Source organism: Sorangium sp. So ce406 (assembly GCF_051474675.1).
GTDB lineage: Bacteria > Myxococcota_A > Polyangia > Polyangiales > Polyangiaceae > Sorangium > Sorangium cellulosum_G.
Window position 1 is genome coordinate 8,364,749 of the sequence record NZ_CP150340.1, and the last position, 22,072, is coordinate 8,386,820.

The 22,072-nt window shown below is 72.6% G+C and carries 14 protein-coding genes and 1 riboswitch; of the genes, 5 read left to right on the forward strand and 9 right to left on the reverse strand.

The features are described 5' to 3' along the window. The first annotated feature begins 225 nt into the window (after positions 1 to 225). From WME96_RS31115 to WME96_RS31125, 3 genes are read left to right on the forward strand one after another with little or no spacing between them, the layout of a single operon-like run. Positions 226 to 2,412 carry a TonB-dependent receptor gene (locus WME96_RS31115; protein WP_437285219.1) on the forward strand — a complete coding sequence of 729 codons (2,187 nt, stop codon included), beginning with the start codon at positions 226 to 228 and terminating at the stop codon, positions 2,410 to 2,412. Positions 2,413 to 2,421: 9 nt separating this feature from the next. Next, positions 2,422 to 3,327 (forward strand): hypothetical protein, encoded by a 906-nt coding sequence (locus WME96_RS31120; protein WP_437285220.1) that lies wholly within the window; start codon positions 2,422 to 2,424, stop codon positions 3,325 to 3,327. 17 nt (positions 3,328 to 3,344) lie between these two features. Beyond that, complete coding sequence (locus tag WME96_RS31125; RefSeq protein ID WP_437285221.1) at positions 3,345 to 4,202, forward strand: hypothetical protein; 858 nt, start codon at positions 3,345 to 3,347, stop codon at positions 4,200 to 4,202. Between the two features lie 27 nt (positions 4,203 to 4,229). Here WME96_RS31125 and WME96_RS31130 read toward each other — a convergent pair whose 3' ends face one another. From WME96_RS31130 to WME96_RS31165, 8 genes are all read right to left on the reverse strand, one after another. Next, positions 4,230 to 5,999 carry a protein kinase domain-containing protein gene (locus WME96_RS31130; protein ID WP_437285222.1) on the reverse strand — a complete coding sequence of 590 codons (1,770 nt, stop codon included), beginning with the start codon at positions 5,997 to 5,999 and terminating at the stop codon, positions 4,230 to 4,232. A gap of 72 nt (positions 6,000 to 6,071) precedes the next feature. Beyond that, a complete protein-coding gene (locus tag WME96_RS31135) occupies positions 6,072 to 7,316 on the reverse strand; it encodes an NAD(P)/FAD-dependent oxidoreductase (protein ID WP_437285223.1) in 1,245 nt (414 codons plus the stop codon). A 65-nt stretch (positions 7,317 to 7,381) separates the two neighbouring features. Further along, positions 7,382 to 8,146, reverse strand: a complete 765-nt coding sequence (locus WME96_RS31140) for a class I SAM-dependent methyltransferase (protein WP_437285224.1) — start codon at positions 8,144 to 8,146, stop codon at positions 7,382 to 7,384. An 81-nt stretch (positions 8,147 to 8,227) separates the two neighbouring features. Then, the gene (locus WME96_RS31145) at positions 8,228 to 9,253 is read right to left on the reverse strand and encodes a dipeptidase (protein ID WP_437285225.1); all 1,026 of its coding nucleotides are present in this window, start codon (positions 9,251 to 9,253) and stop codon (positions 8,228 to 8,230) included. Positions 9,254 to 9,318: 65 nt separating this feature from the next. Next, the gene (sugE, locus tag WME96_RS31150) at positions 9,319 to 9,636 is read right to left on the reverse strand and encodes a quaternary ammonium compound efflux SMR transporter SugE (protein ID WP_437285226.1); all 318 of its coding nucleotides are present in this window, start codon (positions 9,634 to 9,636) and stop codon (positions 9,319 to 9,321) included. Positions 9,637 to 9,662: 26 nt separating this feature from the next. Then, positions 9,663 to 9,729: riboswitch (guanidine-III (ykkC-III) riboswitch) on the reverse strand. Positions 9,730 to 9,744: 15 nt separating this feature from the next. After that, a complete protein-coding gene (locus tag WME96_RS31155) occupies positions 9,745 to 11,133 on the reverse strand; it encodes a pectate lyase family protein (protein WP_437285227.1) in 1,389 nt (462 codons plus the stop codon). A 500-nt stretch (positions 11,134 to 11,633) separates the two neighbouring features. Beyond that, positions 11,634 to 12,368: a pyridoxine 5'-phosphate synthase gene (locus WME96_RS31160; RefSeq protein ID WP_437285228.1), complete on the reverse strand. Its 735-nt coding sequence runs from the start codon at positions 12,366 to 12,368 to the stop codon at positions 11,634 to 11,636. A 158-nt stretch (positions 12,369 to 12,526) separates the two neighbouring features. Next, on the reverse strand, positions 12,527 to 12,880 hold the full coding sequence (locus WME96_RS31165) for an SPW repeat domain-containing protein (RefSeq protein ID WP_437285229.1): 354 nt from the start codon (positions 12,878 to 12,880) through the stop codon (positions 12,527 to 12,529). Positions 12,881 to 13,157: 277 nt separating this feature from the next. Between WME96_RS31165 and WME96_RS31170 the strand changes: the two genes are divergently transcribed. Beyond that, positions 13,158 to 14,267, forward strand: a complete 1,110-nt coding sequence (locus tag WME96_RS31170; RefSeq protein WP_433927821.1) for a THUMP domain-containing class I SAM-dependent RNA methyltransferase — start codon at positions 13,158 to 13,160, stop codon at positions 14,265 to 14,267. 78 nt (positions 14,268 to 14,345) lie between these two features. Here the strand turns inward: WME96_RS31170 and WME96_RS31175 are convergent, their stop codons facing one another. Further along, positions 14,346 to 16,439 (reverse strand): protein kinase domain-containing protein, encoded by a 2,094-nt coding sequence (locus WME96_RS31175; RefSeq protein WP_437285230.1) that lies wholly within the window; start codon positions 16,437 to 16,439, stop codon positions 14,346 to 14,348. Positions 16,440 to 17,065: 626 nt separating this feature from the next. On the opposite strand from WME96_RS31175, the gene WME96_RS31180 reads away from it, so the two are divergent. Further along, complete coding sequence (locus WME96_RS31180) at positions 17,066 to 21,958, forward strand: hypothetical protein (RefSeq protein ID WP_437285231.1); 4,893 nt, start codon at positions 17,066 to 17,068, stop codon at positions 21,956 to 21,958. Positions 21,959 to 22,072: the final 114 nt, after the last annotated feature.

Below are 22,072 nucleotides of genomic sequence, written 5' to 3' on the forward strand. Positions count from 1 at the left end.
GTTGTCGCGATCGCTATCGCGGTGAGCTCCAGAGCGCGAGTCGGGTCGACGTCGAAAAAGGGCGCTCGACCGGACCGGCGCCGCGCCCGGCCGCCAGAGATGACGGGCGCCGCTCGCTCGCCGCCTGGGACGCCGCGCCCCGCGCGACCGCGGGGCCGCAGACGGACGAGCGCGTCCAGAATGTGGCACGAAAATGAAAAATCGTGCTACGACCCGCCCCGCTGAATGATCCGCTCCCTGCGCGCGGCGCTCGCGCCGCTCCTTATCACCACGGCCGCCGCGGAGGCGCGCGCCGACGACGCCGCCGCGCCGCCCGCCGTCGCGGCTCCCGGGGCGCCGGCGGCCCCGGCTGGGGGCGGCGAGGCCCACGCCGCCGCGGCTCCCGGGGCGCCGGCGACGCCGCCTGCGGGCGGCGAGGCCACCGCCGCGGCCGCCGGGGGCGCGCCCGTCGCGGTCGTCGTCCAGGGGGCGCGGCCGCCGCGCAGCGCCTCGGAGACGGTGCGGGAGCGGGCGGAGGTGAAGGCCGCGCCGCACCGCACCGCGAGCGACGCGCTGCAGCTCGTCCCGGGCGTGTTCACGACCCAGCACAGCGGCGAGGGCAAGGCGCACCAGATCTTCTTCCGCGGCTTCGACGCGGTCCACGGGCAGGACCTCGAGATCTGGGTCGCCGGCGCGCCGGTCAACGAGGTGTCCAACGTCCACGGGCAGGGCTACGCCGACCTCCACTTCGTCATGCCCGAGGTGATCCGCGAGCTCCGCGCCCAGCCCGGCTCGTACGACCCCCGCCAGGGCGACTTCGCCGTCGCCGGCTCCGTGCGCTTCGAGCTCGGCTACGACGAGCCGGGGATCACCGTGGCCGCCGGCGCCGGATCGGACGGCGCGCGCCGGCTCTTCCTCGCCTACCACCCCGAGCGCGCCGACGAGGCCACGTTCGCCGCCTTCGAGGCGTACGAGACCGACGGCTTCGGCCCCGCCCGCGCCGCGAGCCGGACCTCGTTCATCGCGCAGGGCGTCTACCAGCCCGCCGCGGGGCTCAGCGCGCGCGTGATGGCGTCGGCGTTCGCCGCGCGCTTCGGCTCCGCCGGCGTCCTGCGCCTCGACGACATCGAGGCGGGCAAGGTCGACCGCTTCGCCTCGTACGACCAGGACCAGGGCGGCGACTCGTCGCGCGCGCAGCTCGTCCTCGACCTGCGCACCGCCGGCGACGCCCCCGGTGAGGGCCTCTCGCTCGCGCCGTTCGTCGTGCTGCGCGCGCTCCGGCTGCGCTCGAACTTCACCGGCTACCTCGAGGATCCGGCCTCCGGCGACGCCACGCAGCAGCGCAACGAGGCGATCACGGTGGGCGCCACGGCGTCGTACCGGCTCCGGCTCCCGCTGCTCTCGGACCGCGACACCTTCGAGGCGGGCGTCGTCGCGCGCAGCGACTGGATCGAGCAGTCGCAGCGGCGCCTCGCGGCCGTCGACGACCGGCCGACCGCCACGCTCGTCGACGCGCGGGTGCGCGCGACCGACATCGCCGGCTACCTCGACGCGTCGATCCGGCCGGCGCGGCGGGTCGAGGTGCGCGGCGGGCTGCGCGCCGACGGGCTCGCGTACCAGGTCCTCGACGACGCCGGCGAGGGCGCGGCGGCGCGCAGCGCGCAGGGCGTCCACGTGGGCGGCAAGGGCACGGTCGACGTGGCGCTGCTCCCCGGGCTGCGCGCGCTCGCCAGCGTGGGCCAGGGGTTCCGCTCGCCCCAGGCGCGCAGCCTCGGCGACGGCGAGCGGACGCCGTTCACGCGCGCGCTCTCCGCGGAGGCGGGGCTCCGCTACGCGGACGAGCGCGTGCGGGCGTCGGCGGCGCTGTTCCACGCGCGCCTCAGCGAGGACCTCGTCTTCGACGAGGCGACCGGCCGCAACGAGCCCGTGCCCGCCACGGCCCGCACCGGCGTCGCCCTCGACGCCGTCGCGCACCCCGCGCCGTGGCTCGTGTCGAGCGTCGGCCTGACGTACACCCGCGCCGCCTTCACCGCCGCCGGCGGGCGCTACGCCGCGGGCGACCTCCTGCCGTTCGTGCCGCAGGTCGTCGCGCGCGCCGATCTCGCGGCGACGCCGCGCCTCGGCGCGCTCTTCGGCCGGCGCCTCGAGGCCCGCGCCGGCGCCGGCGTGACGCTGCTCCACCGGCGCCCCCTGCCCTTCGGGGAGATCGGCCACGACGCGCTCCTCACCGACGTGACGGCGCACCTCCGCTACGACCGCGTCGAGCTCGGGCTCGACGTCTACAACCTCCTCGACGCGGCCTGGTTCGACGGCGAGTTCGTCTACCCGTCGAGCTTCACCCGGGGCGCGGCGCCCGACCTCTTGCCCGCGCGCCACGTGACGGTCGGCGCCCCGCGCAGCGTCTTCGCCTCGCTCTCTCTCACCATCGGCTGAGGTCCCTCGATGACATCGATCACGGCACAGGAAAGTTCACGGCGGCGCGCCGCGCCCGGCGCCGCAGGGCTCCTCGCGGCGGCGCTCGCCGCGGGCGCGCTCGCCGGGTGCGGCGCCGGCGACGGCGACACGACGAGCGGCAAGCGCCTCACGCTCGCCACGCAGGTCACCGCCGACGCGGCCTCTGTCGCGCCGTTCACCACCGCGCTCGGCTGGACCGTCACGCTGTCGAGGGCGCACCTGTCGGTCGGGCCGCTCTACTACTTCGAGGGCGCCCCGCTCACCGCGGGGCGCGCGGCGCCGGGCCGCGGCGGCGCCCGACCGCTGCTCGATCGGCTCGCCCGGTGGGCCCTGCCCGAGGCGCACGCCCACCCGGGCCATTACCAGAGCGGCGAGGCGAGGGGCCAGATGGCGGAGCCCACCTCGGTCGACCTGCTGCAGGGGACGACAGCGCTCGCGGACGCGGACGCGGTGAGCGGCGTCGTGCGATCCGCGCGCTTCACGTTCGGCGCGCCGCCCGCGGGCCCGTTCGCCGCGGCGCTCGACGGGCACGTGGTCGCGGTCGAGGGCCGCGCCGAGAAGGGCGACGTCGCGCGGGTGTTCCGCGCGCGCGCCCTGGCCGCGGACGTCGTCGACGCCGCGACAGGCGATCCGTCGGTGGAGGGGTGCGCCTTCGAGGAGACCTTCCTCGACGGGCCCGGCGTCGTCACGCTCGTCGTGAAGCCCTCGGTCTGGCTCGACCAGGTCGACTTCGAGGAGCTGGCCGCGAGCGAGGACGGCGCGCCTGTCGATCTCGAGCCGGAGAGCCAGGCCCTGCGCGGCTTCACGCGCGGGCTGAAGAAGGGGACCGCCTACGCGCTCTCGTTCGCGCCCGGCTCGCCCGGGCAACCAGAGCGACCGGACGACTCGGAGTGATGGGAGGAAAAGCAGCGATGAAGATCAGCAGGGCCATGGGCGCGGCGGCGTGGGCGCTCGCCGCGGGGGCGCTCGCCGGCTGCGGCGACGACGGCGCGTCGGGGGCGGGGCGCGTGGAGTTCACCACCTGGGGGGAGGACTACATCGAGCAGGAGATCCCGGCCGCCGATCTCGAGGACGGCTGGAGCATCCAGTACCAGAAGTTCCTGTTCGTCCTCCGGAACGTGACCGTCGCCGATCGCGACGGGAACGTCGGGGCGCGCATGCAGGGCTCGATCCTGTTCGACCACACGAAGGCCGGCCCGAAGCCGGTGGTGGCGTTCGACGACCTCGAGGCCAAGCCCTGGGAGAGCGTCTCCTACGAGATCGGCCCCGCGGACGCGGACACCGCGCTCGACGGGGCCACGGAGGCGGACAGGGCGCTCATGATCGGGGCGGGCGCGTCGGTGCACATCGAGGCGACGGCGCGGAAGGGCGACGTCGAGAAGCGCCTCGACTGGACCTTCTCGCCCGCGACGCGCTACGCCGACTGCAAGGGCGAGAAGGCCGGCAAGGAGACCGACGGCGTCCTCGTCACGAACGGCGGCACGGACACCGTGGAGCTCACGATCCACGGTGACCACTTCTTCTACGACGACCTCCAGGCCGCGACCGCGGCGCGCCGCTTCGCGCCCATCGCCGCCGCGGACGCCGACGACGACGGGGCCGTCACGCTGGAGGAGCTCGCGGCGGTGCGCCTCGTCGCGATCGACGAGGGCACGTACGGGACCGGCAGCGCCGGAAACGTCAATGATCTCGGGGCCTTCGTCACGGCCCTCTCGCGGACGCTCGGGCACTTCCGGGGCGAGGGCGAGTGCGTCTCCGTCGATCCGTGACCGGCGCCGGACGCACGCCGGGCGCGCTCACTCGATCGCGACCGTCGTCGAGACCTCCTGGAGCTCGGTCCCGTCGAACGCTGGCACCCGCGCGGAGCTGAGCACCATCTGCACGCAGCTCCCGGCCGGCGTCATCGCGACCCGCGGCTCGACGCTGATGCGCTGCACGGCGCCCGCGGGGTTGAAGTACACCCGCGCGGTCACCGCCTTCGGTCCCTCCTTGCCCCTGCAGTGCGTCGGCGCGGTCGACCCCTTGCGCTGCAGCGCCGCGTGGGCCGCTGCGTGATCGAACGGCCTCGCCGCGGCCGGCTGTGGCGCCGCGACCGACGTCGACGCCGCCGCACGCCCGTCGCCCTCGCGCGACGGGCGCGGCGCCTTCGACAGGAGCAGCGGCATCGGGTTGTGAGGGGGCGCGGGCGCCTTCTCCCCGGCGCTCGCCGTCGCCGGCGCGGGCGCCTCGTCGGCGGGCCCCGCGCCGACCACCGCCGGGCGCGCCGGCGCGGGCAGGCGCTGCGCCATGGCGACCTCGCCCGGCTCCCGGCCGGCCGCGTACGCGATCGCCGCCGCCGTGGCGCCGCCGAGCAGGCCGCACGCGAGGAGCGCCGGCCCCCACCGGGTCGGCCGGCGAGGGCCCTCCGCCGGACGGCTGCTCGCCACGGCCGGCGCGCTGCCCGGCGGGACGGACGCGCCCGGCCGCGACCGCTGCGCCGGCGCGCTCGCCGGATCGGCGGCGAGCGATGCGCGAGCGCGCGCGCCGCGCGCCGTCGACGGCGGGCGCTGCGTGTCCACGGACGCGTCGGTCGGCCCGCTCAGCGACAGCGGCGAGGGCTGCCCCGCGGCGGTGACCGCCGCCGCGGCCCCGGGCGGCGCCACCGAGATGGGGGCGCGCGCGAGGCGCGGATCGACGAAGAGCGCGGGCCCGAGCGCGTCGAAGGCCTCCTGCGCCGTCGGGAAGCGCTGCGCCGGGTCGCGCGCGACGCAGCGCGCGAACCAGGCGTCGAACGGGTGCACGATGCAGCCGGCGCGCCCGAGCGCCGTCGCGCGCACCGACGCCGGGTCGAGCGGCTCGATCAGGATCTCGCGGAGCAGCACGGGCATCGCGGTCCCCATCGGGTCGTTCGCGGCGCGCCAGTACATCCGCCCGGTGAGCATCGCGAACGCGATCAGCCCGAGCGCCCACACGTCGGTCGCCGGCGCGATCTGCCCGCGCGCCTCGGTCTGCTCCGGCGCCATCCAGAGCGGCGTGCCGAGCGACGCGGTCGCCATCGTGTTCGCCTCCGCCGCGACCCGCGCGATGCCGAAGTCGAGCACCTTGACCGACCACGGCGCCGTCGCGCTGCTCTTCTTCGCGAGGAAGATGTTCTGCGGCTTCATGTCCCGGTGCACGACGCCCGCCCGGTGGGCCGCGCCGAGCGCGTGGCAGAGCTGCCGGAAGATCTCGTGCGTGTCCTGCGGCGAGAACAGCCCGCAGCGCCGCATCCGCACCGAGAGGTCCTCGCCGTCGAGCAGCTCCATCGCGATCCACGGCACGCCGCTCGCCTGGTCCACGCCAGCGCCGATCACCTGCACGATGTGATCGCTCTCGACCAGCGCGCCGACGCGCGCCTCCTGCTCGAAGCGCTCGCGCAGCCGGGTGTCGGCGCAGAGCTGGGGGTGCATCAGCTTGAGGGCCCGCAGCTGGCCGGTGCTCGCCTGCTCGGCGACGTACACGGCGCCCATGCCCCCGGCGCTGAGAGGCCGCACGATCCGGAACTCGCCGAAGAGCATCCCGACCGCCGGCTGGAACGGCGCGATCATGGCGGCCGATGCTATCACGCTCGCCGCCGAGGGCGATGCTCGCGCGCGCCTCGCGCAGGGCGCGCCGCGCCGCTACGGGTGCGCGCCTTCTACGCCGCGCGGCGGGAGCGACGCGAGCAGGCGCGCGATCCCGATCCGTCCCGCGACGAGCGCGCCCGTCGCCGCCGCGCGGAGCGCGTCCGGCGCCGGCTGGGGTCTGCCGGCGAAGTGGCGCATGCCGAAGCGCAGGAACGACGGCTCGTCGAGGACGTAGCGCTCGACGCGCTCCCGCGGCGCGCCGTAGAAGGCGCGCATCACCCGGCGCCGGAAGCGGATGTCGAGGCCGAGGAGCGATCGCTCCACGCGCCGACCCCAGTCGTCGAAGCGGAGATCGCCGGCCTCGAGCTGCTCGGCGAGGTAGGCGCCCGCGAGGGCGCCGTACGCGATCGCCTGGGCGATCCCCTCGCCCAGCATCGGATCGATGCCCGCAGCCTCGCCGACGAGCAGCGCGGCGGGCCGCGCGATCGCGGCCGTCCGGTCGAGGCCGCGCTCGGCGAAGCGCTTGCGCCGGTAGCGGTCCGGATCGAGGCCGAGCGCCTCGAGCCGGCGGCGGAGGACGCGCTCGGCGTCGGGCGCGCCGCCCGCCCCGCGCCCGGCGCCGAGCGCGCCCTCGTGCAGGACGTACGCGCCCCGGCAGACGAGCTCGCGCCCGTCCACGATCGTGGGGAAATCCCAGAGATAGCCGGGGAACGAGCGATCCCGCATCTCGAAGTGCAGGAGGTCGCGCGCCCGGTCTCCGGCGACGGGCTCGGTGTCGACCTCGACGGCCTGCGCGCGCAGCCTGCCGAACGGCAGCCCCATCGCGCGGCGCACGACGCTGCCGACGCCGTCCGCGCCCACGACGACCCGGCCGGCGAAGTCCCCGGCCGAGCTCTCGACGCGCGCGCCGTCCGGGCCCAGCGCCGCGGCGGTGACCCGCGCCCCCTCGACGATGCGGACGCCGCGCGCCCGCGCGGCGAGCGCGAGCGCGCGGTCGAACTCGAGGCGCCGCACGACGCGGCCGATGCGCCCCTCGCGGAGCGCGAGCTCGCCGTCCTGGAAGGCCGCGCTGACGCCGTTCACCGGGACCGACGGCACGTCGATCGTCACCCCGGCGGCCGACAGCGTCCTGTCCGCTCGCTCGCCGAGCCCGCCCGCGCAGCACTTGTCCCTGGGGTAGCGCTCCTTCTCGAGCACCACGATCCGGTCGGCGAGGGCCGGGCGATGGTGGGCGAGGAAGATCGCCGTGCTCATGCCCGCCGGCCCGCCGCCGACGATCACGACCTCGTTCGCCGACATGCGGCGCCGCTCTAGCACGTCGCGCCGGCCGCGGCCGCGACGATGCTCGCCCGCCTGCGGGCGGCTCAGCGCCGCTCGTACGACGCCACGAGCGTGCGGTACGGGAAGAGGAACACGCTCTTTCCGGCCAGGTCCGGGTGGGTCGCCGCCAGGTCGCGGATCTCGTTCAGGACCGAGTACCGCTCCTGGAGCGGGAGGACGGAGATGTAGCTGATCGAGGCGACGCGCTCGAGGAGCCCGTCGAGGTCGAGCTCCTGCACGTGGGTGAGCTCGTGCTCCCGGAGCGGCGCGAAGAGGCTCGTGTCGGCGAAGGAGCGGCGCCACGCGCCGATCCTGTGGACCGGGGCGTCCCGGCCGTAGCGGTCGAGGATGCGGGAGATGCGGGCGACCCAGTCGACGCGCTCGTCCCGCAGGTTGAAGAGCAGCGCGAGGCGCCGCCTCGGCCGGAGCACGCGGTGGATCTCGGCGAGCGCGAGATCGCCGTGGAACCAGTGGAACGACTGCGCGGCGACGGCGGCGTCGACCGACGCCTCGGGCAGGGGGATGGCCTCGGCGACGCCGTCGAGCACGGTGGCGGACGGGACCATCTGGCTCAGCTTGCGGCGCATCCCCTCCACCGGCTCGAGCGCGAGGAGCCGGGCGCCCGTCGGCGCCAGGAGGCGCGTGAGCTTGCCCGTCCCCGCGCCGAGATCGAGCACCGTGCTCGAGGCGTCGATGCGGAGCGTGTCGAGCAGCAGCTCGATCGCGCCGCGCGGATAATCGGGGCGACCTTTCTCGTAGGCGTCCGCTGCCGCCGCGTAGCCCTGCGCGGCGAGGCGATGGAGAGTCATAGGCTGCACCCGCTCCGCGTGGAGAGACCTCGAGCAGCGCCGGAGGGACCACCCGCCCCGACTGCCCCCTTGAGGGAGAGGCTACGCAACGGCGAGCCGCGTTGGAAGTGGATTGTCGCTCAGGATGCGCATCACGTTGTTTCGAAGCACCTTGGCAATGACGCGCTCGCTCAACCCCGCTGCGAGCAGCGCATCCGTCAAGAGCGGAAGGTGCGCGGCGTCGCGGAGCTCGCGTGTGGGGATGATGAAGCCGTCCCAATCGGATCCGAGCGCCGGAGTGTCCTCGCCGGCAACGTTGATGATGTGGAGCAGGTGCTTGACCACGGGCTCGAGCCCGTTGCCGCCGAGGTACATGGGGCAAAAGATGATGCCGGCGCACCCGCCGCGGTCGGCGACGGCGCGGAGCTGCTCGTCATCGATGTTGCGCCAGTGCTCGAACGCGCCGGCGACGCCCGTGTGGCTGACCAGCGGCGGCCGGCGCGCGAGGGCGCAGGCCTCGAGGAAGCCGGCGCGGTTGATGTGCGCGAGGTCGACGATGACGCCGAGGTCCTCGGCGCGGCGCACGACCTCGCGGCCGAAGGGGGTGAGGCCCACGCCGTCGTTGCGGCCGCTGCCATAGGCGGGGAAGCACGCCTCGTTGGCGGTGAAGTGGCAGAGCCCGAGGTAGCGCACGCCGCGCCGCGCGAAGCGCTCGAGCGTGTCGAGCTCGCCCTCGAGCGCGTGGGCCCCCTCGACGCCGAGCAGGGCCGCGACCGCGCCGCGGGCCCTCGCCGCCTCGACGTCGTCGGCGGTGCGCGCCTTGACGAGGCGACCGGGCTGCGCGCGGACCGCCTGCTCGAGGAGGTCGATCTGCTCCTCGATGACGGCGGCGAGGCCGCGCCGCTGTCCGATGGGCAGCGAGACGAGCCCGAAGAACTGCGCGCCGACGCCGCCCTCGACGAGCCGCGGGACGTCGACGTGCCCGCCGAGGGCCGCGAGCGGCAGCGGCGGCTCGTGGCGCTCGTGCAGATCGTAGCCGACCCAGCGCGACCACATGAGGCTGTCGGCGTGCAGATCGATGGCGGGGAACTGCGCGTGCAGGGCGCGGGCTTCCGGGGTTCCGTGCATGGACACGAGCGTAGTCGAGCGGGGGGCGGTCGGCCGCGCGCTCGCCGCGGTTGCGCGGTGGACGCTCAGGGGCTGGACAGCTTGAGGCCGAGGATGGACACGACGAGCAGCGCGAGGAAGCCGAGCCGCGCGGGCGTGGCCGGCTCGCCGAACAGGATGATGCCGGCGATGGCCGCCCCGAGCGCGCCCACGCCGACCCAGACGGCGTAGGCCGTGCCGATGGGCAGGGTGCGCGAGGCCGTCTCGAGCAGGTAAAGGCTCGCGATGATCGCGGTGACGGTGAGCACCGTCGGCAGCGGGCGCGTGAAGCCCTGTGTGTATTTGAGCCCGATGGCCCAGCAGACCTCGAGCAGGCCCGCGAGCAGCAACACCAGCCAGGACATGACGACATCTCCTCGTGAGTGATGTGGCTGCGTCGTCTTGTCCTGACCGGGTACGGCGCGTCTCGTCCGGGGCGCCCTCACCGGGACGCCGCCGGCAACCTAGCAGGGCTAGTCGCCCTGGTCCAACGCGAGGCTCCCCTCTGCCTCGCTGATCAGCGCCCCGGCGAGCTCGTTGATGTACTCCTCGATGGCGGTGTATCCGGACGGCATCACCCTGGTGTGATCGCCGGCGTTTGACGGGTTGAGGCCGTGCTCTCGCTCCCACGCGTCCGCCATCCCGTCGCGATCGGCGTCGGTGGGCGCCGTGCCCGGGGTGAGCCCTTCCATCAGGTTCCTCACGGTGCGAGCGCCCCACGCGCCGTCGCGGCGCGCGACGTTCGCGAGGACGCCCCTGGTCACGACGTCGTGCGGCAGCGCGCCCGCCTTCGCGAGGACGAGCCGCTGGGCGTCCTGCGCGCGGTGCGTGGTCACGGGGGTGTACCCGGGGACGTCGCGCGCGAAGTTGAACTGCGTCGTCGCGCGGTGCGACTCCGGCTTGTTGAGCCGGCTGAAGCTCGGGTGGAGGTAGGGCCTCTGCCACGGGTTGTCGACGACGCCCGTGAACTTACCCGGGTCATCGATGGTGTTGTCGGCGAGGAAGTACTTGAGCCCGGCGCCGGCGCTGCCGTCGAAATAGAAGGGGATGAGCTGATCGCTCGGCCCCTTGATGTAGGCGTTGCCCACGATGTTGAACTGGCCGCTCGCCTGGTTGTGGTGAACGAACCCGTGCCTGACGTTGTAGGCCACGTTGTTGCGGATATCGGCGGGCCCGTTCGCGACCGCCGGACACCTCGCCTTGTGGTGGGCGAACAGGTTGTGGTGAATCGTGATCCGATGGCCGTCAGGGCCGTTGATGAGACCGTAATTATGCGCCCCCTCTGGATGCCCCGTGGTCGCCGACGACTCGATGGTCGACCACTGGATGGTCACGTCGTCCGCCTCGTAGAGGTCGAGGGTCTCGTCGACGCCCCAGGCGATCGACACGTGATCGAGGATCAGCTTCGAGTTCAGCGAGAACTGCGCTCCGTCGAACTGGGCCCCGTCCGAGCCGTCGAACACGGGACGGACACGCAAGAATCTTACAATGACGTTGTTGACCTTGTCTGAGTACCTGGAGATCAGGCGTCCGCGCACGGTGATGCCGGCGCCTGGCGCTGTCTGTCCTGCGATCGTCACGTCTCCATTCCTGACGGTGACGTCTCCCTCGATGACGCCGCTCACGTCGAAGACGATGGTGCGCGGCCCTGTCGCGTCGAGCGCCGCCTGGAGGCTCCCCGCCCCGCTCGTCCGCAGGTTCGTGACCTTGATGACGCGCCCGCCGCGCCCCCCGGTCGCGACGGCGCCAAAGCCCTCTGCGCCGGGAAACGCCGGAAGCGCGCTCGCCGGAGCCGACAGCGCGCTGAGCGCCGAGACCGCCGCGATCATGCAGCCGAAGCGGCGAATCCCCTGTGCGCCCATGAAAGAACAAGTAGGCATAGATGTCATGACGTCTCGCTCCCCTTCCGTACGTCTTTGACCGTAAAGCCGTAGTGCGATGACCCTACAGGGCAGTCTTCATCAGTGGCAATCGATAATTGCCAATCCGTGCGACAGGGCACATCAGGAGCGATGATGCGATTTCAACTCGCCAGACGGAGCAAACCTGGCTTATCCTGCGCGCACAGCGGCCAGGCGGGCTGATGGCGAGCCGAGGCGCACCTACCCGCGACGACATCCGGCCCGGAACGCCGCAAAACGAGCGTCGGGCGGCAGACTACCAGCCTCGCCCGCCGCGCCGATCTATCCAGTCCGAGCGACGCCAGAACACGAGATCATCAAAGCATCCATTCACCGCCGCTGCGCACGTTCACTCCCCGGCGGGAACATGAAAAGAGGACAAGACCAACCGCCAGGATGCCAGGGGCTCCACGACGAGAGAGGAGAGCAACTCTCACTCTCCGGATCGACGGTAAGGCCCTCTAACGTGGCTGGTATCGACCCTCGACGGCCATGAGGTAGTCCGCGACGGACTGCCGCATGCCGACCTCCAGCGCGTGCGCCACGAGGTGGTGGCCGATCGACGCCTCCTGGATCTGCGGCGCCTCGCTCACGAGCGGCCCGAGGTTGTCGACCGTGAGGTCGTGCCCCGCGTTGATCCCGACCCCCAGGTCCACCGCGGCCCTCACGGTCGCGACGATCTTGTCGAGCTCCGCCCGGTGGTTGCCGCGGTCGAACGCCTGCGCATAGGGCCCTGTGTAGATCTCGATGCGATCGGCCCCCAGCTCCGCGACCAGCGGCACCACCGCCGGATCGGCCTCGACGAAGAGGCTCGTCCGGATCCCCTCCTCCTTGAGCCGCTTCACGACCGGCTGGAGGAGGAAGCGCCACTTCGCGACGTCCCAGCCGCGGTGCGACGTGAGCTCCCCCGGCGAGACAGGGACCAGCGTGCACTGCGTCGGCCGGAGCTCGAGCGTGAGATCGAGGAACTCCTCGCGGATGTCGCCCTCGAAATTCGTCTCCACCGTGGTGATGTGGCGAGTCACCGCCCGCGCGTCGTCGGGCGTGATGTGCCGCCGATCGGCCCTCGGATGGATCGTGATGCCGTGCGCCCCGTACCCGACGATCTTCTGGGCGAACGCGAGGACGTTGGGCGCGTCGTGTCCCCTCGAGTTCCGCAGGAGCGCGATCTTGTTCACGTTGACGCTGAGCTTCATCGGGGCATCCTCTCGCGGGCTCTGTGCGCGGCGCTCGCGACGCCGCTATACACGATCGCCGCCGCGAAACGAACACGCCGCGCGCCGGCCGCTGGAGCGCGGCCGGCCGGCAGGGAGGCGCCCGGCGCGGAGGCGCCGGCCAGCGCTGCGCGCGCGCCCTACAGGCGCGGCGCCGCCCCCGGGCCCCGCACCCCGCGCGCGACGGGCACGGTCGGCACGAGCGAGACGACGAGGATGGCGACCGAGACGAGCACGTTGTTCCACACCGTCGCCACCGACAGCGCCGGTATCGCCCAGGCGCTGACGAACAGCCAGATCGCCAGGATCGTGTTGAGGTAGCGCGCCTTGGGCGCCCAGATCGAGAGCAGGGCGAAGGCGACGCAGAGCGCGCCCACCACCCAGGTGTTCGTGAACTGATCCTGGCTGTGCCGCCAGAGAAAGGCGGAGATGAACAACCAGATCCCGAGCGCGATGTTGATGCCGCGCGCCGCCGTCATCCGATGCTGCTGCATGGCTTTACCTCCCCGTCAGCACGGCCGTGCCGGCGCTCTCCGCCGCGCAAGGCTCTCGCCCTCTCGCCGAGTCCGCTCACCTCTTCTCCCGGGCGCCGGCCCGCCTGCCGGGCGCTCGCGCTCCGGGCGCCGGCGCGCCTGCGCCCGGCCCACACATCAAAGAGCTCACCCGGTGTCCGTGCGAATCCAGTGCCACGGCCGCGGCCCGCCGCGCGGGGCCGGACGGGCGCGTTCGTGAGGGCCGCGGCGCGATCGATCGGCTACAAGCCCCGTCGCCATGGACTTCTTCGCGACCGCCGCCAAAGGCACCGAGCCCGCCCTCCGCGACGAGCTCCGCGAGCACCGCTTCCGCGGCGTCCGCGCCGATCGCGGCGGGGTCCACTTCTCCGGCGCCCCGGACGAGGGCTTCCGCGCCTGCATCGAGCTCCGCACCGCCGTGCGCGTGCTCGCCGAGCTCGCCTCCTTCGACGCGCCCAGCGGGGACGCGCTCTACGAGGGCGTCTCCGGCGTCGACTGGGCCCCTTACCTGAGCCCGGTCCACACGCTCGCCGTCCGCGCCTCCTGCCGATCGAGCGCGCTCACCCACACCCAGTTCATCGCCCAGCGGACCAAGGACGCCATCGTCGACCAGATCCGGCGCCGCGTCGGCGCCCGCCCGTCCGTCGACCTCGACGACCCGGACCTCGCGCTCTTCGTCCACCTCGTCCGCGACCGCGCGACGCTCTACGCGGACCTCGGCGGCGCCGCGCTCCACCGCCGCGGCTACCGCACGCACATCGGCGGGGCGCCGCTCAAGGAGACCCTCGCCGCCGCCCTGCTCCGCCTCTCCGGCTGGGACCGCGCCCGCCCGCTCGTCGACCCGATGTGCGGCGCCGGCACGATCGCCCTCGAGGCCGCGCTCTGGGCGCGCGACATCGCCCCCGGCCTGCGCGCGCAGCGCTTCGGCTTCGAGCGGTGGGCCTGCCACGATCAGGCCGCCGCGCAGCGCACGACCGCGCTCCGCGACGCCGCCCGCGCGCGGATCCGGCCCGAGGGCCCGCCGATCCTCGCCGCCGACATCGACCCCCGCGCCGCCGAGATCACCCTCGGCAACGCCCGGATGGCCGGCGTGCAGATCGACGTCCGCTGCCAGTCCATCACGGCGCTCGCCCCGACCGCGCCGCCGGGGCACGTGCTGACCAACCCGCCCTACGGCGAGCGCCTCCCGGGCACGGCCGCGCTCTACCGCGACATGGCCGCCGCGTTCTCGCGGCTCGCGGGCCACCGCGTCGCCGTCCTCTCCGGCACCGAGGAGATCGAGCGCGCGATGCGCCGCCGGCCGGAGCGCTCGCTCACCGTGTTCAACGGCCCGATCGAGTGCCGGCTGCTCACGTACGATTTCCCCTGAGGCGCTCGCCGCCTCCGCGCCTCGCCGCGTCCGCGCGGCGGAGCGCGCCGGGCGGCGCGCTCCATCGCGCGTCGCGCCTCAGAGGTGCCGCATCAGCAGGAACATCGCCGCCGCCGTGATCAGCATCCCGGCGACGAAGCCGATGATCAGCCCGCGCTTGCCCGCGAGCCAGCTCGGCTCCCGCGCCGGCGGCGCGGGCGGCGCCTGGGGCACGACGAACGTGTCGGGCATCGTCGCGCGCCGCTCGAGCGCCGCCCGCTGCTCCGCGAGGGTCGCGGCGAGCCCGAGCGGCAGCGAGCCCGGCGAGGCCGCCGCGGCAGCGCTCCCCCGGACCACCGCCGCGGCGCCCCCGGAGACCTGCGCGCCCGCCTCGCCGAGCTCCGGCGCCGCGCCGAACTCGGGCGCTGCGCCGAACTCGGGCGCCGCGCCGAACTCGGGCGCTGCGCCGAACCCCGTCGGGTTCGCCGCCTGGAGCTCGCCGGGCGTCACCGTGGGGAGCTGGCTCTCGGCCGGTCCGTGCGACGACACAAGCCGGAGCGTGTTGTTGGTGACGCGCCTCGACCGCCTGTCCCACGCCGCGCCGGCGTCGAACTGCGGGCTCTGCGGCGTCACCGGCGGGGCGGCCGGCGCGGAGTCGACGCGCACCAGGCCGACCTCGGCCCGCTTCTCCGGCGTGCCCAGCCCGAAATCCTCGGCCGAGCGGAGCGTCGCCTTCACGTCGCGTCCGGGCGGCGTGATGTCCAGCTCGTCCCCATCATCGTACGACGCCGTGTGAACGCGGACCTTCGCCGGAGCGCGCAGCTCGTCCTGGCGGACCATCGTCAACGTGCTGTCATCGTCGCCCGCATCGTCGGAAGAGCTCGGCGACGCCAGGCCGTTGCCCGCGAGCAGCGCCTCGCTGGGGCCGTGGGTCCAGGACGGGAGCTGCAGCGAGATCTCCGGCACCGACTCCCCGGGCCAGCGCTGCGCCTCGCCGCCCGCGGGCGCCTGGATCTGCGTCGGATCGAGCGTCGGCGGGAACTCCGAGGGGGGCGTTTGGAGCAGCACCGGCGCGGGTCCGGCCTCGGGGCCCGATCCGCCGGAGACGAGCGTCCGGGCCGATTCGATCGAGATCTCCGGCCTCGCGCCGGGCGGGGAGAGCGGCACCGACGTCGAGCTCGGCAGCGACGTCAGCGGCGGAAACGAGGACTGCGGCGTCCGCCCCGGCGGCGCCTCCCGGGAGAACAGCGAGCTCGGCTGCCGGCGCGAGATCGGCCCGAGCCCCACCGCCGTGTCGGGCAGATCGGCGAGCAGGCTCCGCAGCCCATACCCGAGCTCGCGCGCCGTCTGGTGCCTGGCCGCCGGATCCTTGGCGAGCGCCTTCACGATCAGCGCCTCGAGGCGCGGGTCGATCCCCGGCGCGGAGCCGCGCGGCGCCGGCACCGGGGCGTGGATGTGGAGCGTCGCGGTGTGCAGCGGCGTCTCGCCCTCGAACGGCAGCCGCCCCGTGACGAGCTGGAACAGCAGCACCCCGCAGGTGTACAGGTCGGTCCGCTGATCGACGGGCAGCAGCCCACACTGCTCGGGAGACATGTAGGCCGGAGTACCCACGAATGTGCCCGCGCGCGTGACGACGGACAGCGGGTCCGCGTGGATGTCGGGCTCATCGCCGGAGGTGGCCGTGTCGAGGATCTTGGCGATGCCGAAATCGAGCACCTTCACGCGCTCGCCGTGAGGGTGCGTGGGGTCGGCGACCACCATGATGTTCTCGGGCTTCAGGTCGCGGTGCACGACGCCCATCTCGTGGGCGACCGCGAGCGCCTCGCACACCTCCGAGACGAGCCGGACCGCCCTCGCCTGGCCGAGCGCGCCATGGCGCTCGAGGAGCGCGTAGAGGTCGTCCCCCGTGAGCAGCTCCATGACGATGTAGCTGAGCGCGCCCTCGACCCCGTATTCGAAGATCTTGACAGAGTTCGGGTGCTTGACCCGCGCCGCCGCCTTCGCCTCGCGCTGGAAGCGCCGGACGAACGCGCGATCGGCGGTGAACTCCGGGTTCATGATCTTGAGCGCCACCCGGCGGGGCTCGGCGTCGCGCTCGGCGACGAAGACGCTGGCCATCCCGCCCTCGCCGAGCAGGCGGGTGATCGTGAACCGCCCGGCCACCTTGCGGCCGAGGAGAGCTTCATGCCTCATGCGCCTGGCACCCGCCGCCGCTCGCCCCGCCCGCTACGCCGCGGGCGTCCGTACCGCTCGCTCGCTCCCGGGCCGCCGCGCCGCCCGTGCAGCAGCGCACCGGCGCCAGGGCTGTCCGCGCGCCTGCGCGACCCGCGCGATCGATGCGAGGCAGAGTGCACGCGGCGACCATATCAAAGAACGTGACAGCGGACGACTTGTCGACCTCGGCGGCGGCGCGCTCCGGGCAGCAGCGCACCGCGCCGCGGCGCGCGCTGCTGCCGCCCGCGGTCGCGCGACCTGCCGTCCCGACCACCGTCACCCCGCACACGGCGCCGTCGCGGGCTCGACAGGCAGCAGTTAACTCTTTAACGCCACCCCCGGTGCAAATGTGCGACAGGTGCTTAACTTATCGAAAGGGCACGGAATCGAACGCTGGCAGCGCGTTGGCAGCGTTCTTGCCTGGGGGGAATTGCCTCGCGTCGCGCCGTGTGCGTCGCGAAGGGCCGGCTTGCGCATCGATCTCGACAGGCAGCTTCGGAGGATCGTTGATGAATCGAATTTTAAAGCGTGCGGTGCTCCTCGGTACCGTCGCAACGACCGTCGTGGGGGCGGGCTGCGCCCAGGAGCGCGACGACATTAACAGGGTGCAGAGGGACGTCCTTCCCAAGTCCTTCTTCGTCGGGGACCAGCTGGAAGACATCTCCGACGACCCCGAGTTCTACATGCGGGGTACGGTCATCGACGTCGGGTACGGCGCCGCACAGGACGGCCTGTTCACGTCGACGTACGCCCAGCCTGTCTCCCGGATCAAATGGGAGATCACCGAGCACCAGCTCAATGCTCGGCTCGCTTACGAGCGCATCGAGGGCACCGACGGGAAGGGCAACAGCTATAACGGCCTCACCAAGAAGACGACGAACGACGGCCAGATCGTCGCGAGCTACGCGATCGAGTCTCACTTCGAGATCAAGAACGACTACAACCCGGCCACGGGCGAGAAGGCGAACGTCGTCGTCGAGAACACGACCGACCTGCCCTGGTACAAGCGCCCGTACATCCGCGTCGACTGGTCGCGCAACCTCGCCACCGACGCCTACAACTTCGACACCCTCTCGCAGCTCGGCCTCTACGGCGGCATCGAGTACGAGCCGCTCGCCTACCACGTCAGCCAGACCGACGACGAGACCGCCGAGGACGCCCCGCACCTCGACCCCGAGGCCGGCTACTTCGACGTCACGACGAAGGCGTTCGCCACGCCGGCGATGATCGACCTCTCGAGCCTCGGCTGGGGCATCGACAAGTACCCGGCCTGCATGCTCCCGGGCGACTTCGCCGGCGGCACCGACCCGTACGGCAACTGCAACCCGGTCGAGCTCAAGATCCGGCAGTCGTTCAAGCGGGTGGTCGACACCGACTACGAGCCGGTCGACTTCGACGGCGTCCGGTTCCAGGCGTTCGGCATCTTCAACTTCGACTACCGGTACGGCTACGAGCGCAACTACGGCATCGTGGACAACCAGTGGCGGCGCTTCGCGGCCCGCTACAACCTCTGGAAGCGCAGCCACTTCTACGAGAACCCGGAGACGATGGAGGGCGCGATCGCCTGCGCGACCCCCGAGACGACCCACGTCACCGGCGACCTCGCCGCCGACCCGAACCGCGACGAGGACAACGACGGCACCGCCGACGAGTGCGCCGCGGCCGGCCCGGGCTCGCAGTGCGACGTGTTCAAGCAGAAGTGCACGCTGCCCTACGCGCAGCGCGAGGCCGTCACCATCCCCTGGTACATCGGCGGCAACACGTCGGAGGACCTCTTCGAGGCGACCAACTGGGCGACCGAGGAGTGGGATCTCGCGATGAAGACCGCGATCCAGACCTCGCGCCTCGTCGAGTGCAGGAAGACCGGCGGCCAGGACTGCGAGGCCCGGTTCCCGATGTGGAAGGGCCAGCAGGAGGACATCGACGAGGCCATCGCGATCTCCCGCGACCTGAACACGTGCCGCCGCGAGAACGGCTGGGACGCGCCGGCGTGCGACGACGCCGCCAGGGCGGCCGTGGCCGATCTCTCGGCGCGCCGCGACAACGATCAGGCGACGTTCGCCATCAGCGCCGTCGTGACGCAGGCGCCGGTCATCGTGCTCTGCCACAACCCCGTCATCTCGAGCGATCACCCGTCCTGCGGTGAGGAGGGGCTCTCCCCGCGGCTCGGCGACCTGCGCTACCACAGCGTCCTCATCATCGACAAGCCGCAGACCCCCTCGGCGTGGGGCATCATGGTCGACGCCGACGACCCGGTGACGGGCGAGAAGGTGGCCGCCAGCATCAACATCTGGAGCCACGTCACCGACTCCGCGGCGCAGGGGCTCCTCGACCTCGTCCGCTACATCAACGGCGAGCTCCCGAGCTCCGAGATCACCGAGGGCAAGTACATCCGCGACTGGGCGGCGGCGAGCCGCATCTCGGGCGGCGGCCAGGGCCCCACGATGACCAGGCAGGAGGTCACGTCGCGGCTCGCGAGCGCCACCAAGCTCGACCCCGATCAGTACAAGAGCCTCGTCGCGCAGGGCGCTTCTCCGCAGGTCAAGGCGCTCCTCAAGCCGATGAAGGCCGAGGTGGCCGACATCGCGGTGCGGGGCGACATCCCCTCCCCGCAGCAGGCGGTCGTGGGCGCCCGCATGAAGGCCGCCCGGGGCACCGTCGCCGAGGCAGAGCTCATGAACCCGGCGATGCTCCAGCGCGCGGGCATCCCCGCCGGCATGCCGGTCGAGGGCCCGCTCGCCGCCGCCGCCTCGCCGTTCGCGATGAACAACCCGAAGGTGCAGTCGGAGCTCCGCCGCATGCACGACAACGCGCTCGCCGCGCGCGGCGCCTGCATCCTGCACGAGGCCCCCGAGGCGTCGGCGATGACCGGCCTCGCGGAGGCGCTCCGCGAGAAGTTCCCCGTGGGCGACAACGAGACGTCCGCGGACAAGCGGGCGCGCTACGAGCGGATGTTCAAGTACATCCAGCGCCGCTATCAGTACGCGGTCATCGCGCACGAGATGGGGCACTCCGTCGGCCTCCGGCACAACTTCGTGAGCACCTACGCCTCGCTCTTCTTCCGGCCCCAGTACTGGCAGCTCAGGACGAAGAACGGGAAGATCAAGGCGGCGTGCACCGGTGAGGCGGGCGAGGACCCGGCCGAGTGCGTCGGCCCCCGCTACTTCGACGCGATGACGGACGAAGAGCAGAAGAACATGATCTGGATGTTCCAGCACTCCACGGTCATGGACTACCCGGGCGACGTCTCGCAGGACCTGGTCGGCCTCGGCGTCTACGACTTCGCCGCCGCGCGCTTCTTCTACGGCGACACGGTGAGCGTCTACGACAACGGCGACCGCAACTACCAGGCCGGCGGCAAGGTCGGCGGCGCGCTCCTCGCGGCGACCGACACCTTCGGCGGGCTGGCGGGCATCAAGTACGGGACGTTCTCGAGGACCGAGGACAGCGTCACGGACTTCCACTACTCGCAGCTCCAGTCGCAGTACAACGTCATCACCGACTGCTACGAGGTGCCGGCGAAGCCGCCCGCGAGCTGGAACGAGAGCCTCGACGGCAAGTGGCACCAGGTCATCGACGGCGGCGTCGTCACGGTCGACGGCGAGACGAAGCGCTGCCGCCAGCAGCCGGTCGACTACGTGGCGTGGCGCAACCTGCGCAAGCCGCAGGACGGCGAGACCCCGCTCGGGAGCTTCCGCGGCGGGCCGGCGGTCGACGAGCAGAAGCGCGTCCGCGTCCCGTACGCGTTCGCGAGCGACAACTGGGCCGACACCGGCAACGTCTCGGTCTTCCGGCACGACAACGGCGCCGACCCGTACGAGCAGCTCATGTTCCTGATCACCCAGCAGGAGAACAGGCACATCTTCGACAACTTCCGGCGCGGCCGCACGACGTTCAGCGTCCGCGGCGCGGCGGATCGCTCGTACGGCCGGTACAACGAGAAGCTGCTCGGCATCGCCGGCGGCATCGGGTTCTTCGGGACGATCTACCAGGATCTCGCGACGAACCAGGGCCTGTCGTTCGACACGCTGTGGCCGCTCCTCATCGACGGCGGCCTGCAGGAGAACGTCGTGGCCGCGACGGTGGCGTTCGACCACTTCGCCAGGCAGCTCTCGCGCCCGGAGGAGGGGCCGCACTACCTGCGCGACCCGCTGTTCAACGACCCGGTCCTCCGCTCGAACAAGGACGGCGACGACTACGGCGCCGGCACCGACTTCGGCTCCTTCGGCGGCACGAAGAACACCCCCGTGCTGGTGCAGATCCCGAACGGCTCGACCGGCTACCTGAAGGACATCGGCTTCGGCGGTCACCCGCTCGAGAACGCGAACTCGGAGAACAACGGCGACTTCGACACCGACTACACGATCAACGCGGGCAGCTACTACGACAAGATCAGCACGGCGATCCTGCTCTCCGAGTCGGAGGACCGGTTCGTGAGCAGCTCCCGCCGCGACTTCTACGACGCCCGCTTCCGCGCGGTCGGCATGGCCGACATCCTCCCCGAGGGGTACCGCCGCCTGCTCGCCAACGCCCTCACCGGCGACCGCTCGCTGCTCGCGCCGCGCCTGGAGGCCGACGAGAACGGCTTCCCGCTGCTCGACGCGAACACGACGGATCCCGATCCGCTGGCGAAGGAGTTCCCGTCGCGCCCGATGGGCTGGGTGAGCTGGTGGCCGACCGAGGGGCCGCAGGTCTGCTTCCCGAGCGACGGGAAGAACCTCTGCACGAACTACATCGGCGGAGACTTCAACCCGGAGACCGTGAGCCGGACCGTCGCGGTCGACCCGCAGGTCGGCTGGGAGGTGCAGAAGTTCCTGGTCGCCTGGACGCTCGCGTACATCCCCGCGAACGGCAAGACGAACTGGATGGACATGATGCGCATCTACCGGCTCGGCAACGACGCGGAGCCGGGGATCGAGCAGCGCATCGAGTGGCAGGACCCGACGTCCGGGCAGGTCTACTACGCCCGCACGTACGGCATGGAGTGCCTCTTCGGGACCGGCGCGGACCGGGCCTCCTGCGAGACCTCCGGCGGCAAGTGGGTGCAGAAGGGCATCGCGGCCCGCGTGCTCGAGTACGCCAACGCCCTCACCGCGAAGGGCTACCAGCTCGACACGGAGAAGTACGTCGGCAAGCTGGAGGCCGGCGAGCTCGCGCCGGACGGCAGCATCCCCAGCGTCCCCACCGATCCCGCGTACGTCGCCGCGTACGGCAAGGGCTTCAACAGGTACGGCCGCGCGATGCTCACGTACCACCCGGATGGCGTCGCGATCATCGTCCCGGATCCCGCGATCAAGGACGTGCCCCCGGTCGGCGCGCTGAAGGAGGTGCCGGCCTGCGATCAGAACGTCAACCCGAACTGCACGCAGCTCACCATCTACAAGAACCACTACGCGTACGAGCTGAAGAGCTACAAGTCGGTGCCCGACTACATGCTCCAGATGATGGCCCAGTTCGGCCTCGCGGCTCCTGACCAGCTCGGCATCTACGGCGACTGATCCGCGGCTCGTCGCGCCGGGGGCCCCGCGCTGGGCCCCCGCCCTCCTCGCCTCCGGTTCTCTTTTCTCCCTCCAGCTTCAGCGAGCCGATCGCGCGCGGGCGGCTGCCTGCCC